The organism is Agrobacterium sp. M50-1 (assembly GCF_049843495.1).
Taxonomy (GTDB): domain Bacteria; phylum Pseudomonadota; class Alphaproteobacteria; order Rhizobiales; family Rhizobiaceae; genus Agrobacterium; species Agrobacterium radiobacter.
In genome coordinates, this window is sequence record NZ_JBBHZH010000004.1 from 466764 (window position 1) to 481810 (window position 15047).

General features: G+C 59.7%; 12 protein-coding genes. 9 read left to right on the forward strand and 3 right to left on the reverse strand.

The window, feature by feature from the left end:
- The first annotated feature begins 255 nt into the window (after nucleotides 1-255).
- From WDZ78_RS12765 to WDZ78_RS12775, 3 genes are all read left to right on the forward strand, one after another.
- Nucleotides 256-1749: a leucyl aminopeptidase gene (locus tag WDZ78_RS12765; RefSeq protein WP_026363459.1), complete on the forward strand. Its 1494-nt coding sequence runs from the start codon at nucleotides 256-258 to the stop codon at nucleotides 1747-1749.
- Nucleotides 1750-1774: 25 nt separating this feature from the next.
- Complete coding sequence (locus WDZ78_RS12770; RefSeq protein ID WP_425673203.1) at nucleotides 1775-2224, forward strand: DNA polymerase III subunit chi; 450 nt, start codon at nucleotides 1775-1777, stop codon at nucleotides 2222-2224.
- 197 nt (nucleotides 2225-2421) lie between these two features.
- Nucleotides 2422-3450, forward strand: a complete 1029-nt coding sequence (locus WDZ78_RS12775) for a sensor domain-containing diguanylate cyclase (protein ID WP_425673204.1) — start codon at nucleotides 2422-2424, stop codon at nucleotides 3448-3450.
- Nucleotides 3451-3480: 30 nt separating this feature from the next.
- Here WDZ78_RS12775 and WDZ78_RS12780 read toward each other — a convergent pair whose 3' ends face one another.
- Nucleotides 3481-4407, reverse strand: a complete 927-nt coding sequence (locus WDZ78_RS12780) for a Gfo/Idh/MocA family protein (RefSeq protein ID WP_020009481.1) — start codon at nucleotides 4405-4407, stop codon at nucleotides 3481-3483.
- Nucleotides 4408-4743: 336 nt separating this feature from the next.
- On the opposite strand from WDZ78_RS12780, the gene WDZ78_RS12785 reads away from it, so the two are divergent.
- The 5 genes from WDZ78_RS12785 to WDZ78_RS12805 all read left to right on the forward strand — a co-directional run bounded on the left by WDZ78_RS12785 (nucleotide 4744) and on the right by WDZ78_RS12805 (nucleotide 10987).
- Complete coding sequence (locus WDZ78_RS12785) at nucleotides 4744-5931, forward strand: GGDEF domain-containing protein (RefSeq protein ID WP_425673205.1); 1188 nt, start codon at nucleotides 4744-4746, stop codon at nucleotides 5929-5931.
- Between the two features lie 113 nt (nucleotides 5932-6044).
- Nucleotides 6045-7985 carry an EAL domain-containing protein gene (locus WDZ78_RS12790; RefSeq protein WP_425673206.1) on the forward strand — a complete coding sequence of 647 codons (1941 nt, stop codon included), beginning with the start codon at nucleotides 6045-6047 and terminating at the stop codon, nucleotides 7983-7985.
- Nucleotides 7986-8104: 119 nt separating this feature from the next.
- Entirely contained in the window at nucleotides 8105-9811 is a 1707-nt protein-coding gene (locus WDZ78_RS12795) for a sensor histidine kinase (RefSeq protein ID WP_425673207.1), read from the forward strand.
- Nucleotides 9808-10416, forward strand: coding sequence for a response regulator transcription factor (locus tag WDZ78_RS12800; RefSeq protein WP_020009477.1), 609 nt, complete (start codon nucleotides 9808-9810; stop codon nucleotides 10414-10416). The genes WDZ78_RS12795 and WDZ78_RS12800 overlap by 4 nt, the downstream gene beginning before the upstream one ends.
- A gap of 88 nt (nucleotides 10417-10504) precedes the next feature.
- Nucleotides 10505-10987 (forward strand): GlcG/HbpS family heme-binding protein, encoded by a 483-nt coding sequence (locus WDZ78_RS12805; RefSeq protein WP_425673208.1) that lies wholly within the window; start codon nucleotides 10505-10507, stop codon nucleotides 10985-10987.
- Between the two features lie 59 nt (nucleotides 10988-11046).
- On the opposite strand, the gene WDZ78_RS12810 is transcribed toward WDZ78_RS12805, so the two are convergent.
- Together WDZ78_RS12810 and WDZ78_RS12815 are read right to left on the reverse strand one after the other, a co-directional pair.
- Complete coding sequence (locus WDZ78_RS12810; protein WP_425673209.1) at nucleotides 11047-12930, reverse strand: ABC-F family ATP-binding cassette domain-containing protein; 1884 nt, start codon at nucleotides 12928-12930, stop codon at nucleotides 11047-11049.
- 69 nt (nucleotides 12931-12999) lie between these two features.
- Nucleotides 13000-14046 (reverse strand): GGDEF domain-containing protein, encoded by a 1047-nt coding sequence (locus WDZ78_RS12815; RefSeq protein ID WP_425673210.1) that lies wholly within the window; start codon nucleotides 14044-14046, stop codon nucleotides 13000-13002.
- A 237-nt stretch (nucleotides 14047-14283) separates the two neighbouring features.
- On the opposite strand from WDZ78_RS12815, the gene WDZ78_RS12820 reads away from it, so the two are divergent.
- Nucleotides 14284-14979, forward strand: coding sequence for a glutathione S-transferase family protein (locus WDZ78_RS12820; RefSeq protein WP_026363455.1), 696 nt, complete (start codon nucleotides 14284-14286; stop codon nucleotides 14977-14979).
- Nucleotides 14980-15047 lie beyond the last annotated feature (68 nt).

Here is a 15047-nt window from a genome sequence, read left to right on the forward strand (position 1 = left end):
ATTTCCGCTTATCTAATCGCATCGTTTGCAATTGGCTATTCCGGCATGCTCACAAATATGTTTTGCGCGACGATTTTTCCGCCGCCTGTGTCTTTTTGTGGAACAAGCTGTCGGTTTCATGACGTGATTTCGCATTCCACAAAAATGCCTTTCCTTTAACGACTGTAGGCCTTTAAAGAATGCGGGGTTGCGCCCGGGGCCGAAAAGGCCATGATCATGCGCATCGTGCAAGTCGTAGAAGAAGAGCAGGAAAACATGTCCGCTAAATTCGATATATCTTTCGCCAATTCCGCCTCGCTGGAAAATGCCCTGGCCGTTGTGCTGCAGGCCTCGGGTGAGGCGCAGGCCGTCGCCGGTGCTTCCGAGGCCGATCCGGGCGGCGTGATCGAGAGGGCGGCGAATATCTCGGGCTTTTCCGCAAAATCCATGACGACGCTCGACGTGATCGCGCCGCAGGGTTCCACCGCCGACCGGCTGCTCGTCATCGGCCTGGGCAAGCCGTCGAAGCTGGTCGCCCATGACTGGCTGCGCGCCGGCGGCACCGCCGCCGCCAATTTCAAGAAGGCGGACAAGGTCGTCATCTATCTGGACGCGCCGGGCGTAGAGGTTGGCGGGCAGGCGGCTGCGGATTTCGCGCTTGGCGTTCTGCTGCGCGCTTACAGCTTCGATGCTTACAAGACCAAGAAAAAGTCCGATGACGAAAAGACCCCGAAAAAGGTCGGTATCGTCATTGTCACGGCTGCGCATCAGGAAGCGGAAAAGGCCTTTGCCGTGTCCGAAGCGGTTGCGGGCGGCGTTACTCTGGCGCGTGATCTCGTCAACCTGCCGCCGAACGCTCTCGGCCCGGTCGAATTCGCCGAAAAGGCGGAGGAACTGCGCAAACTCGGCGTCGAGGTGGAAGTCCTCGGCGAGAAAGAGCTGAAGAAGCTTGGCATGAATGCGCTTCTCGGCGTGGCGCAGGGTTCGGCGCGCCCCCCGAGGCTTGCGGTGATGCAGTGGAACGGCGGCAACAAGAAGGACGAGCCGATTGCCTTTGTCGGCAAGGGCGTCGTTTTCGATACCGGCGGCATTTCGCTAAAGCCCGGCCTCAATATGGAGGATATGAAGGGCGACATGGGCGGCGCGGCGGCCGTCACCGGTCTGATGCATGTGCTCGCGGCCCGCAAGGCCAAGGCGAATGTGATCGGCGTCATAGGCCTTGTGGAAAACATGCCTGACGGTAACGCACAGCGCCCCGGCGATATCGTGACCTCCATGTCCGGCCAGACCATCGAGATCATCAATACCGATGCCGAAGGCCGGCTGGTTCTGGCCGATGCGCTCTGGTACACCAAGGATCGCTTCAACCCGAAATTCATGATCAATCTCGCCACGCTGACGGGCGCCATCACGGTTGCGCTCGGCAATCTGCAGGCCGGCCTTTTCTCCAATGACGACGAGCTTGCAGCGCGCCTTGCGCAGGCGGGTGACGTGACAGCCGAAAAACTGTGGCGCATGCCGCTCGGCAAGGATTACGACAAGATCATCGATTCCAAATTCGCCGACATGAAGAACAGTTCGGGGCGTCTGGCGGGTTCCGTCACCGCCGCACAGTTCCTCAAGCGTTTTGTGGGGGAAACATCCTGGGCGCATCTCGATATCGCCGGCACCGCAATGGGGTCGCCGCTGACCGAGATCAACCAGTCCTGGGGCTCTGGCTACGGCGTCAGGCTGCTGAACGAACTCGTTCGCGCCCATTACGAAGATTGAAACGAGTGGGGCGGCACGTCTGCGGATGACTGAAATTCTGTTCTACCATCTGACGGAATCGAAGCTGGAGGATGCGTTGCCGCCTTTGCTCGAGAAATCGCTGGAACGCGGCTGGAAGGTCGCGATCCAGACGGCGGGTGAGGAACGCCGTGATTTCCTCGACACACATCTGTGGACCTTTCGTGACGACAGCTTCCTGCCGCACGCCACCGACACTTCGCCCGCACCGCAAAGTCAGCCGATTCTCCTGACGGCGTCGGACGAAAATGCCAATGCGGCGAGTGTCCGCTTTATCGTTGATGGCGCAGAGCCGCCAGCGGTGGAAGCCTATGAGCGTATCGTGTTCATGTTCGACGGATACGATGCCTACCAGCTTGAAATGGCGCGAAATCACTGGAAAAGGCTGAAAACAGAGGGGCATTCTCTGACTTACTGGCAGCAGTCCCCTGAAGGCCGCTGGCAGAAGAAGGCCTGATCGCACAGCAGGTTTGTAACCCCACGATTGGTTCCATACGCAAACAGACCGGCAAAATTTCGCATGTGGCGTCAATTGCCGGTTTTTGCATTATGCGCGGAGAGGAAAGCCCCGAAACAGACGTCGGCTTTCTCGGCGCGGGTTGCTTGCTCCGGCCAGAGGCGGACGCCGCAGACGAAACAGCAGGGGGGCATGGCATGGGACAGGCAATTTCACGGCCGGACGGGGAAATGGAACGCCTGGTTGCGGTGCGCTCGATCATGTCTTTCAAGAATGCCGAAATGCCGGAACTGAAAGTGCTGTCGCAATTGGGACAGGACGTTTTCGGCGTGCCCCGGGCGGCCGTCCACATCGTTGACGAGGATTGGCTTCATATCGCGGAACAGGCGGGCATGGAGCTCTCGGAATGCCCGCGTGACATGTCGATCTGCAGCCGTGTCATCACCAGGCAGGATGTGGTGATCATTTCCGATCTGACAGAGCATCCGGATTTCCGTTTCATGCCCTATGTAAAGGGCGGCCCCGGATTGCGTTCCTATGCCGGTGCGCCGATCGAGCTGGAGCCCGGCCTCGTCATTGGCGCCTTTTGCCTGGTCGATACCGTGCCGCGAAAATTTTCCCGCACGGAAATGGATAGCTTGAGGCGTTTTGCTTTGCTGGCCGCCGCGCTTTTGCGGCTCCAGAAAGCCAATTTCACCATGAGTCTTGCCGAACGCGAGCTGCGCGACGCGGCGATGACCGATCCGCTGACCGGTTTTTATAATCGCAAGGCTCTGGAGGCGATTGTCGACAGCCAGCTCGGCGCGGCCCTCGGTGCAGATGAGGCCTTCGGTGTCCTCTATCTAGATCTTGATGGTTTCAAGACCATCAACGATACGTTCGGCCATCCGGCGGGAGATCGTGTTCTGATCGAGGCCGCCGGGCGCATCCGCAATGCGATCCGCAGTGAGGATATCGTGGTGCGCATGGGTGGTGACGAATTCGCGATTTTCATGCCCCGGCCGAGCGCCTCCGAGGTGCTGAACGGATTGGCGGACCAGTTGCTTGCCGCCTTCCGTAAGCCTTTCGACGTCGATGGGAACGAGGTGGGCGCCCGCCTCAGCATAGGCGGCGCACTGGCCCCGCAGGCGGGAGCAAATCGCGCGACGCTGCTGCAGAGCGTCGACGAAGCGCTGTATCAGGCCAAAAAATCAGGGCGCGACCGTTTCGTCAGTCGCACCCTCTAAGGCATTGCTTTCGGGAAGCGTTTCGGCTTCTCAGTCGTAGAAGGAATCCACGAATTTGTGTCGGCCGAGCAGGAAGGCGTCGGCCACGTGGGTCAGCGGCGCGAGATCAACGTCGGAGCGGCCTGCCTTGATGATCTCGGAGAAACGCTCGTAAAGGGCGGGATATTCCCGCTCCGGCTGGGCGAGTTTTTCCTCGCCGTTGATCGAAAGCTTCGCACCGCCTTCCGAAAGCACCATCCGTCCCGCTGCCGTCTCCGCAACGATATCCCAGCTCTGCTTGCCGGTCTGACGCCAGTCGAATTCGGCATGGACGGGCGTTTTCGTCACGTCGGAAAAATGCAGGTCGGCCGCGATCGGGGCGTCGCGGTTTTCCGGGAATTCAAGCGTCGCCTTGGTCAGGAACAGCGCGTGCGGCAGGATGTGGGTGATGATCGAAAGCGCATTGATGCCGGGGTCGAACACACCGAGACCGCCCGCCTGCCAGATCCAGGCCTGGTTGGGGTGCCAGTGGCGCACGTCCTCTTTCCAGATGACGTGAACGCTGTCGATTTTCGTCGAGGCCAGAAACGCCTTCGCCGCCTCGACCGCCGGCGCATACCGCGAATGCCAGCTTGCAAACAGCGACAGGCCCTTGGAATCCGCAAGCCGTACGAGATCCTGCACTTCCGAAAGAGTGGCGCCGGGTGGCTTTTCGAGGAAGACGTGCTTGCCGGCATTCAGCGCCGCATAGGCCGCCTCGTAGCGATATTGAGGCGGCATGCACAGCGATACCGCATCGATATCAGGCACAGCCTCCAGCATGGCCTCGATGGTGCCGTAGGAAGCGACGCCGTCCACGGCGCCATGACGGCTCGCGGTGCAGATCAATTCAAAATCCGGATTACCTGCGATGGCGGGAAGATGCTGGTCACGAACGATTTTGCCGACGCCGACGATGGCAAGCTTGGTGGCTGACATGAAGTGGAACCCGTTTGAGTGCTGCATGGAATAAAGTGTGATTTTTACAAGTTTTTAGCAGAAACGCCCGAAGGAGCAAGGTGATCGTTTCCGCCCGGTGCGTCTTTTTTCAGGCCGTAACTTCATAACAAGTTTTCGACGCGGCTATTCTTCTATTGCGTAATATTTGGGAATTAAAAATATTATTTTGAATTTTTAAGTGTTATTTTTGTCGATCGGCGATTTTAATGTTGATTTTTTCATGTATATTTCATGGTTATTGATAGCAATTTTATATTTCACTTGAATGTATTTTTGAATAACAGGTGTATGGTGGTTTTAATTAGAGATGACCGTTTGTCTGGCTTCGTTCAGAAAGTCAACGAAAGCAGCCGGCAATTCAATACATATGGATTGATTTTCGGCGTCACCCTCTACAATCTATACGTGTTTGTGGACATAAGTCTGGTGCCGGAGATCATCTGGCTGGATCTCACAGTCCGCCTGTTTATCATTACGCCGCTTCTGTTTCTTTATTTTCCCGCCCGCTATTATGCGATCAGCGTGCGGCCGGATGCGGTGGTGCATGAGGTGCTTCACGGGCTGGGCTGCATGATGGTCGTCGCCTCGATCATGTTCATCTATGCCAACGCGCAGACCTCATCGGCCAGCGAATATTACATGGGGATCGTCACCGTCGTCCTCTATATGAATACGATACATCGCAAACCGTTTCCGCTTGCGGTCATGGGCACGGTCGGTTGCATGGCGGTTTTCATCATCGGCATGGAATATGTCACCGTGACGAGCGAGGTGGCCAAGCTGCCCGCGATCATGTGTTCCGTCGGAATCAGCGCCGTTTCACTGTTTGCGGCCTATCGTATCGAGCAGGTGGAAAGACGGGACTATCTGGCGTCGCTGCGCGAGAAGACGTTGCTGCAGCGGATTCAAAACGCAAATCAAGAGCTTCAGCAGCTTTCCAATACGGACCAGCTCACCGGCATCCGCAATCGCCGCAGCTTTGACGAGGCGGCGAGCGAGGCTTCGGACGGCAACGGCAGGCCGCGGGCGCTCATCCTTCTCGATGTCGATTATTTCAAGAACTACAATGACTCAGAGGGCCATGTGGCCGGCGATGATTGCCTGCGCAGGATCGCCGGCAGGCTGCGCAGCGCCCTGCGCAGGGACGATGGCGACAGAAGTTTCGTCGCGCGTTATGGTGGCGAGGAATTTGTGGTTCTGCTCGATACTTGCGTTGTTTCCGCTGCACTCGCCATCGGTGAAAGACTGAGATTGGCTGTGATCGACGAGGCCATACCCCATCTCAACCGCCCCGACGGGCGGGAAATCGTCACCGTCAGCCTCGGCATCGCAGTTTCCGGTGACGGCAGGGAAATCATATACGAGATGGTCAACCGGGCCGATATGGCGCTTTACGAGGCGAAGCGCCAGGGCCGCGACCGGCTGGTGCTGGCCTCGGGGCATATGGGAGCGATTGCCGGCCCAGCGGAACTTTACGGCGTCGAAGCCGCAATGTCGGCATAGGACACTGAAGGCTGAGCGATGTGTGATAAGTTCTGTCCTGCGCGAAGCAGGATCTGTGAAGGCCATGTGCCGGAATTCCGGCCCCAAGAACACATGATAACCGGGGAATGCAGATGATGGAATTGATCGCCGCACAAGCGGCAGCATCCGCTGCCGAACTTCCATTCCTGCTGCTTCAGGCGGCCGCGGTCGTTGGCATGGTGTCCGTGTTGATCCTCCTGCGGCGAAACATCGCCCTCGAGGACCCACGCTATAAAATGTATTATGGCATCGTGTTCGGAATGACGGGCTTTCTGCTGACGCTGCTGGTTTCCGAATTCATCAAGCTGCCCTCCAAACCTTATATCCGCTCCGACCTGCTGTTTCTCGCCGGGGTGCTCGGCTCCTGGCAGGGCGGGCTGATCAGCCTCTTCCTCGTCGCGGCCGGGCGTTTTGTGTTCGGTGGTCCCGTGCTGTTTTTTGCGGCCCTGCAGGACATGGTCGTCATTTCGGCCTGCGGCATCATCATGTATGGCTGGATGCGCAAGCGCCGTCTCGCCGATCTTGGAATTCGGGATATTCTCACCGTCTTTGCGGTCAGGTTCATTGCCGTGCTGCTTGCCATCGCGGTCTCATTCGCGCTTGGTCTGGTCGATCAGGCGCTGTTTTTGAGTGCAGTCGGCCGCCGAACCCTCGGCGCGGTTGCCGTTGGCCTGCCGATGATCGTCTGCCTGTTCATCCTTCTGCGCAGCGAGGCGCGGGCAAGGGACGAGGCAAAGAAGCGCGACGTTGCGGCGCGGACCGATTCATTGACCGGCCTGCCCAACAGACGCGCCCTCAAAGACCACATAGAAACAACGATGCGGCAGGAGCCGGCCGTTCCGCACGCCCTCATTCTCATCGAAATCATCAATATTGCCGATGTCGCCGCCTGCGAGGGCGAGGACTGGAGCGATCTTTTCTGGCCCAGGCTGGCGCGGGAAATCTGCGATACCGAAGACGGTCTGCTGTGCAGTTCCAACACGCCGTGCAGCTTCATGTTCGGCGATATGACGCTTGCGGTCGTCATGCAGGGGATTTCGCTGGAGAAGTCGGAAAGTGCGAAGCTGATGATGCACCTGCATGACGGGTTGAGCACGTTTTGCCGCTCGGCGGAGGCGGGGCCGGTTCCGCATCTCAAAATCGGTGCGGCAAATCTGGACCGGCTTTCCCGGCAGAATGTCGCCTCCTTCCTCAGACACCTCAGCCTTGCGCTGAAGGGAAGCGATCATCCGGTGCAGATTTTCCCCTTCTCCTTTGCCGAGAAAGCAACACGGGACGAGGCGGTGCGGCAGATGCTGGTCAACTGGATCAAATCCGGCAGGCCGCCCATTTGTTATCAGCCGAAATTCGAAATGCGTGATCGCCGCATGATCGGCGCTGAAGCGCTGCTGCGCGCGGTCGATGCGCGCGGACAGGCGCTTTCGCCTTATTACGTGCTGGAAATTGCCGAACGCCATCGTCTGCTGGTGGAATTCGAATGGTCGACGATCGAAGCTGTTGTGCGCGACCTTCGTGACCTGCACGGCCTCGACGCGGATTTTCATCTGGCGGTGAATATCTCCGCGTCGTCTTTTGCGATTGCGCGTTTCGGAGAGCGGGTCGTGGCGCTGCTGCACGACATGGCGGTGCCGGCGCATCGCCTCTCGATCGAAGTGACGGAGATGAGCAGGATACCGACCACCGATGTCGTGCAGCAGAATTTCGATGCGCTGATCGCCGCAGGCGTCCGGCTGGCGCTCGATGATTTCGGCACCGGTTATGCCGCACTCACTTTGCTGGCGCGGTTCCCTTTCGAAGAGGTCAAGATCGATCACTGGATGACGTCGAGGCTCGACCAATCGCGGTTCAGGGACGCCATCGCGCTCGCTTTCGAGAGCGCCGAGCGCTACGGCGCAAAGCTGGTAACGGAAGGCATCGAAACGGAGGAGCAGAGCCGGCTTCTCATGCAGATGGGCATACGCTTCGGGCAGGGTTATCTTTATTCCCCCGCCGTGCCGCTCGCCCGGCTGCAGCCTCGCAGGGCCTGCGCCTGACGCGAGGAGACCGATCGGGGCCCTTGCTGCGGCCACTGGCCATCGAAGGGAATTCGGCGACTGCTGCATTGAATGTTTTCCCGGTCTGTGCTGAGAAACTTCTTTGATGAACGAATGTCATGATCCTTTTTAAAGGTCATGCGGGCGAGCCGATGCTTGAAAACAATGATGCATGGAACGACATGCCCGGAAAGCCGGCTCAGCACTTGCCGAATGAATCGGCCAAGGGCGAGGGTGGCGCCGGCCGCTCGCTTCGCGCGGCCGCCCATGCCGTATCAGGCGACCTGTCTACGGCGGACAATCCGCAGCCGCTGTCAGGATGGCCTTTTCTCAGGTTGTTTCTGGTCTGGGCACTGCTCATGGCGACCGTTATTTCCGCTTTGGCGGCTTATCAATATGTCAGCCTGCTCGGCGAACTGGGGCGAGAGAGCGACGCGTTGCAGGCCGAGGCATCCCGCCGCGCCGATCAGCATGATGCCCATGTGACGGCGCTTTCGGCGGTAGCGCAGGCGGAGCAGGGGGCGGATTACGGCCTGCTGCTTGATGTCGCAGCACCCATTCTGCAATTTTACCCGCGCATCGATGAGGTTCAGCTGGTTCCCCTCAACGAGGCGGGGCCTGTTATCGGCACCCGACCGCTGGAAAACGAGCTGGCAGCGGCGATCCGAAAGGCGGCATTGGTCTTTACCGGCCGGCCAGCCCTGGTAGCGAGCGATCTCAGGCCCGGCCATTACATGATCGTCAAGCGCAGCCCCAATAGCGAGACGGCCTCGAAAGCGCTGGTCCTTGCCGTCGATGCCGCGCGGCTTCTGGCGTCCGATGCCCCGTTCTGGTCTGCGAAACAGGCGGTGATCCGCCTCAAAATGCCTGACGGTACAGTCCTGTTCGGCCCGCCCTCAATGCCGGAAGCGCCGCAATATGTCCGGCAGTTGAGCAGCGCCACCCAGCCGCTCATGCTCGAAGTCGCCCTCTCCATCACCTGGCGCGATCTTTTGCCCGGCCGCGCCGTGCTGGCGGGCATGGCTGGGTCGAGCATCGTTTTCCTGCTTGGCACTGTCATGGCAAGACAGAGGACGCGCATGCGCGCCGCCGAAAGACGGGCCGAACTGAGCGGCATGGAGGCGCGGCTCACCCACGCTTCGCGGGTCAATGCACTCGGAGAAATGGCAAGCGGCCTTGCCCATGAGCTGACCCAGCCTCTGACGGCGATATTGGCGCAGGCGCAGGCCGGGCGGCGGCTGCTTGCCCGTCAGGATGTCACGGCTCTTTCCGGTGCTCTCGACGATATGATCGATCAGGCGCGATGCGCCGCCAATATGCTCGACCGGTTTCGCAACTGGTCGCTGCCGCACCGCCAGCCGGTGGCGGCGCATGATCTGCGCGCCGCTCTGCGCAATGTCGATGCGCTGCTTGCCGGAGAAGCGGCCCGGCACGAAGCCAGCATCGACATCGCCATGCCCGATACCCCGCTCTTGGTGCGGGTCGACCCCGTCGAAATAGAACAGGTCATGTTCAATCTGCTGCGCAACGCGCTTGATGCGCTCGCCGCCATCGAAGGCAGGCGCGCCATCACCGCCAGATTGAGCCGGAGCGATGATTTCGCCGTTCTCGACGTTGCCGATAACGGCCCCGGCGTCGCACCGGGCCTGCGCGACCGGCTGTTCACGCCTTTCGCCACCACGAAAACGAACGGCATGGGTCTGGGACTTGCCCTCAGCCAACGGCTGGTGGAGCGCGCCGACGGCGAAATCCTCTATGTCGAGAGTGAGAATGGTGCGCTTTTCCGGGTTGTCCTTCCGCTTGCAGCGGAGGCACAGACCCCATGACGCTGCCCGTTTATCTCGTGGATGATGATGACGCCGTACGCAAGGCGCTGATATTGCTCCTGTCCACCGTCGGCATCAAGGCGAAGGGCTTTGCCGATCCGGTGGTATTTCTCGGTCAGCTATCCGGGCTCGAACCGGGCTGCCTCATCTTCGATATCCGCATGCCCGCCATTACCGGATTGAAGCTGCAGGAGAAGCTGACGGAAGAGGGGATCGACTGGCCCGTCATCATCATTTCCGGTCACGGCAATATTGAAGCCTGCCGGCGGGCCTTTCACAATGGCGCGGTGGATTTTCTCTCCAAGCCCGTGGATGAGCAGGATCTCATCGACGCCATCCAGAAGGCGCACCGGATATTGGCCCGCACGCTCGATGCAAAAGCGCTGCAGGCGGAGACGATGGCGCTTTTATCGCTGCTGACCGCGCGGGAGCGGGAAATACTCGAACGCATCGCACTCGGTTTTACCACACGCCAGATCGCCGACGGGCTTGGCCTGTCGCCGCGCACGGTGGACAGCCATCGCGCCGCCATCGGCCTCAAGCTCGGCACCACCTCGCAGGCGGAAATGACGCGGCTCTGGCTGGAAGCCAGCGTGGATCGGTAGAACTACCGAGCAGCCGGCAAGTCTTACGGATTCGCGGCTGAGCGCCATCCGCTTAAGCTGCAGTCCTCATCAAGCAAGAGGACTTTCCATGATCCGCACCCTTCTCATCGTTTCCGCCCTGATCGTTCCTTCTGCCGCATTGGCGCAGACGCTGCCGACCGCGCCCTATCTGCCGCTCGAAATGGCGGAAAAGGCAGCCAAGGCAGCGCTTCAGGCCTGCTCCGCCAAGGGTAGCGCCGTCAGCGTTGCCATCGTCACTCGCGATGGCGCCACCAAGATGGTGCTGAAGGCGGATGGCTCCGGCCCGCACACGGTCTCCAGCGCAACCGGCAAGGCCTTCGCCGCCGCATCGCTCGGCCGTGATATTGGCGAGATCGCCGAATTCATCGCCTCCAAGCCGGCCAATGATGGCCTTCGCAACATGGATGAGCGCATGGTCATCCAGGCCGGCGGCCTGCCGATCAAGATCGACGACGCCCTGGTGGGCGGTATCGGTGTCGGCGGCGCGCCATCGGGCGCGATCGATGCCGAATGCGCGCGTGAAGGTCTCAACACGATCGGCGCGAAATAAACTGCGTCAATGCGATACGGCGGCTTCGCAAGAGGCCGCCGGCTCTGCACTGTCGCGTATCAACCCGCCATTGCATCCTCGTATTCGCTCGAAAGCATCAGCCATTGCTCCTCCGCGTCCGAAAGTCTGGCAGCGGCTTCGCCGCGCTCTTTCACTTTCTGCGCGGCCTTGGCGGGGGCCTTCTCGTATAGCGCCGGGTCTGCCAGTTCGGTGTCGAGCGACTGAATCACTTTCTCAAGCTTTGCCGTCAGGGACTCGATTTCGTTGATCTTTTTCTTGAGCGGCGCAAGCTGGGCGCGCTTTTCTGCGTTGGCCTTGCGTTGATCCGCTTTCGACGCCTGATCGGCAGCGGCCTCGGTCTTGTCTTCCTTCTTCCTGCCGGAGGAAACGACGAGATCGCGATATTCCTCCATGTCTCCTTCGAAGGTCTTGACCGTGCCGTCGGCCACCAGCCACAGCCGGTCCACCGTCGCCTCGATGAGGTGGCGGTCGTGCGAAATGAGGATGACCGCGCCGTTATAATCATTCAGCGCCTCGATCAGCGCCCGGCGGCTGTCGATATCGAGGTGGTTGGTCGGCTCGTCGAGGATCAGCAGGTTCGGCGCATGGAAGGCCGCAAGCCCCATCAGCAGGCGAGCCTTTTCGCCACCGGACAGATCCTTCGCCGCCGTCGCCATCTTTTCCGTCGCAAGCCCCATTTGCGCCACGCGGGAGCGCACCTGCGCTTCGGGGGCCAGCGGCATCAACTTGCGCACATGTTCGACCGGCGTTTCATCCGGCACGAGGTCATCGAGCTGGTGCTGCGCGAAGAAGCCGATCTTGAGGCCGGGCGCGACACGCAGATCGCCGGCCTGCGGCGCAAGACGACCGGAGATGAATTTCGCAAAGGTCGATTTACCGTTGCCGTTCGAGCCGAGCAGCGCGATGCGATCGTCGTTGTCGATCCGCAGATTGAGCTGTTTCAGGATGGATTTTCCAGGCTCGTAACCCACAGCACCGCCATTGATGCCGACGATGGGCGAGGCGGGCTGCTTTTCCGGCTCGGGGAAGGTGATCGGCTGGACGTGATCCTCGATCACGGCGGCCACTGTGCCCATGCGCTCCAGCGCCTTGATGCGGCTCTGCGCCTGCCGCGCTTTTGTCGCCTTGGCGCGGAAACGGTCGATGAAGCTTTGCAGATGTTTGCGGGCGGCGTCGTTCTTTACCTTCGCCTTCATCTGCAATTCGTCGGCCTCGGCCTTCTGCCGCTCGAACTGGTCGTAACCACCGCGATAGAAGGTCAGCTTCTTCTGGTCCAGATGCACGATGGAATTGACGGCATTGTTGAGAAGATCGCGATCATGGCTGATGATGATGACGGTATGCGGATAACGCCTGATGTAATCTTCCAGCCAGAGCGTGCCTTCGAGGTCGAGATAGTTGGTCGGCTCGTCGAGCAGCAAAAGGTCGGGTTCGGCAAATAGCACCGACGCAAGCGCCACGCGCATGCGCCAGCCGCCGGAGAAGGAGGAGGCGGGGCGAAGCTGCGCCTCGTGATCAAAACCGAGACCGGCAAGAATGCTTGACGCGCGCGCTTCGGCCGAATGGGCGTCGATGTCGACAAGCCGCATCTGGATTTCCGCGATACGATGCGGATCGGTTGCGGTTTCCGCCTCGGCGAGAAGCGCGCTGCGTTCCTTGTCGGCGGAAAGCACGATGGAAATCAGCGATTCCTCGGTGCCCGGCGCTTCCTGCGCGACCTGGCCGATGCGCGCCATCTTCGGGATCGTCACCGAACCGCTTTCAGCCGAAAAATCGCCGGTGATGACCCGGAACAGAGTGGATTTGCCGGCGCCGTTGCGGCCAACAAGGCCCGCCTTCACGCCGGCGGGAAGCGTCACGCTGGCATGGTCAAGAAGCAGACGCCCGGCGATGCGGGCGGAAAGATCGGTAATCGTAATCATGGCGCCGTTTTGGCCGAACTGTCTGGCCAAGGCAAGAGCGCCCGCGCCACACCATGAGAGAATGCTGTCTCAGGAGCCGAGTTGCGCCAGATAGCTGCTGCGGCTGTGCTGCGACACCTCCCTCGAATAGCCGACGACGCAGTTGCGGGCGCCGCAGCGGGCCGAGAGCAGGGCGAGTTCCGCATGGCCGAAAAACTCGGCCGGCGTGGCGGTGCCATCCACTTCCGCGACGCCGATCGAAACCGTCAGATGTTCGCCATCGCCGCCAGTGGTTGCGAAGCGCAATGCCTCCACGCTCTGCCGCAGCCGCTCGGCAATGGCCTCGGCCGTGTTTTGCGGCACGCCGGCAAACAGAAAGGCAAATTCATCGCCACCGATACGGGCGACGAAATCGTCCTTCTTGATGGTCTTGCGAAACAGGGCGGCGAGACGTCGCAACGCCTTGTTGCCTGCAGACGAGCCATATTTGCCGTTTATTTCACGGAAATGGTCGATATCCAGCAGCACCAGCGAAGTGGCTGAGGCAGCCCGGTCCTTCGCGAAAAGAGCGCCGAGCTTTTCAAGAAAGGCGGCACGGTTTGGCAATGCCGTCAGCGCATCGCGCAGGGAGGCGGCCTGAAGCTCCGCGCGGTTCCTTTCAACCTCGCGAATTTTCACCAGCCCCATGGCGATGAAATGCCGAAGGCTCGTCTGTTCCTCGCGAATATCGCCCAGCAACTCGACGAAACGCTCCATTGCGGGCGGCTCGCCATCCTCGTCCTGCTCAAGGCTGCTCATGAAGGTTTCAGTGCGGTGAAGGCTCGCATCCAGCCGCGCGGAAATCTGCGTCAACGTATCGAAAGCCTCGCTTGCCATCTGCTCCGCCTCGATCCGCGAAAAACCTGGCAGATTGTGCCGCTGGCCGATGAGATCGATTTCATGCTGCTGCGGCGCGTTGCCGAGCGCGAGAATATCGCGGCCCATGGCCGGGTTGTGTCCAGACAATATTTCATAGATCAATTCGTAGTTGCGCGGCAAAGGCGCAATGTTCATCTTGGCAATGAACTGCGTGATTTTGGTAACGACAAGTGCACTTCTTGCATGTTCGCGTTTTTTATCGCCCGCCGATGTCGTCACTGACAGCCCCAATACCAATGGATTATTATGAATAGACCGGCGATAACCGATTGTTGAACGGCGCAATTCTTACAAGCAACGGTTTAAAATAGAATAAACCCAGAAGGGAATTTTGCCGTCACGAAGCATGAATCCGCATTGGCGCGCCTTGATCGATAATATGACAAATCCTGATTTGATTTCGGGTGGCGACCGTTTTTATATCGCTTCATCGATGTTGCAGAAGAGGGGCAGCCCATGACGACTTCCAGAACGCTCTATTCGCTATGCGGAAGCGACACTTCCCGGCCATTTTCTCCCCATTGCTGGAAAACCGTGCTTTCGCTGGCGCATAAGGGGCTGGATTTCGAGGAAAGGCCTTTGCCTTTTACGGTGATCCCCACGGTGGAGGATGGTTTTTCGAAGACCGTGCCCATCCTGCGCGATGGTGACGAACTGGTGAGCGACAGTTTCGAAATTGCGCTTTATCTTGACGAGACTTACCCGGAGCGCCCCTCGCTGTTTAACGGCGAGGGTGGCAAGGCAATGGCCCGTTTCGTCGAAAGCTGGTCGCAGACGGTGCTTCACCCCGCCATCGTCCGCATTGCCGTACTCGATATCCACAATATGCTGGATGAGCCGGATCGCCATTATTTTCGCGATAGCCGCACAAAAGCGCTCGGCCGTCCGCTTGAGGATGTGGTGGCGAACCGCGAGGCGGAGATCGCAGCATTTCCGGCATTGCTCGCACCGATCCGGCGTATGCTGAGCTTCCAGCCTTTCATCGGCGGTACGTCGCCGCTCTTTGCGGATTACATCGTGTTCGGCGCGCTGCAATGGGCGAGGATCACCACCGGGCTGGATCTGTTTGCCGATAACGATCCGGTGCGGGACTGGTTCGAAGGCTGCCTCGATCTCTATGATGCGAGAGGCCGCAGTGTGACAGCGGCGTGAAATGTCTGCGCCGACAGTCGCAATCTCGTTGATCCCCCTTGTTTTCGGGCCTTTGGGCGGGTAAAGAC

Excerpts from the sequence above, each read along its gene's own strand:
- WDZ78_RS12765 (WP_026363459.1), top strand. The coding sequence starts at position 256 with ATGTCCGCTAAATTCGATATATCTTTCGCCAATTCCGCCTCGCTGGAA.
- WDZ78_RS12770 (WP_425673203.1), top strand. The coding sequence starts at position 1,775 with ATGACTGAAATTCTGTTCTACCATCTGACGGAATCGAAGCTGGAGGAT.
- WDZ78_RS12775 (WP_425673204.1), top strand. The coding sequence starts at position 2,422 with ATGGGACAGGCAATTTCACGGCCGGACGGGGAAATGGAACGCCTGGTT.
- WDZ78_RS12780 (WP_020009481.1), bottom strand. The coding sequence starts at position 4,407 with ATGTCAGCCACCAAGCTTGCCATCGTCGGCGTCGGCAAAATCGTTCGT.
- WDZ78_RS12790 (WP_425673206.1), top strand. The coding sequence starts at position 6,045 with ATGATGGAATTGATCGCCGCACAAGCGGCAGCATCCGCTGCCGAACTT.
- WDZ78_RS12795 (WP_425673207.1), top strand. The coding sequence starts at position 8,105 with ATGATCCTTTTTAAAGGTCATGCGGGCGAGCCGATGCTTGAAAACAAT.
- WDZ78_RS12800 (WP_020009477.1), top strand. The coding sequence starts at position 9,808 with ATGACGCTGCCCGTTTATCTCGTGGATGATGATGACGCCGTACGCAAG.
- WDZ78_RS12805 (WP_425673208.1), top strand. The coding sequence starts at position 10,505 with ATGATCCGCACCCTTCTCATCGTTTCCGCCCTGATCGTTCCTTCTGCC.
- WDZ78_RS12810 (WP_425673209.1), bottom strand. The coding sequence starts at position 12,930 with ATGATTACGATTACCGATCTTTCCGCCCGCATCGCCGGGCGTCTGCTT.
- WDZ78_RS12820 (WP_026363455.1), top strand. The coding sequence starts at position 14,284 with ATGACGACTTCCAGAACGCTCTATTCGCTATGCGGAAGCGACACTTCC.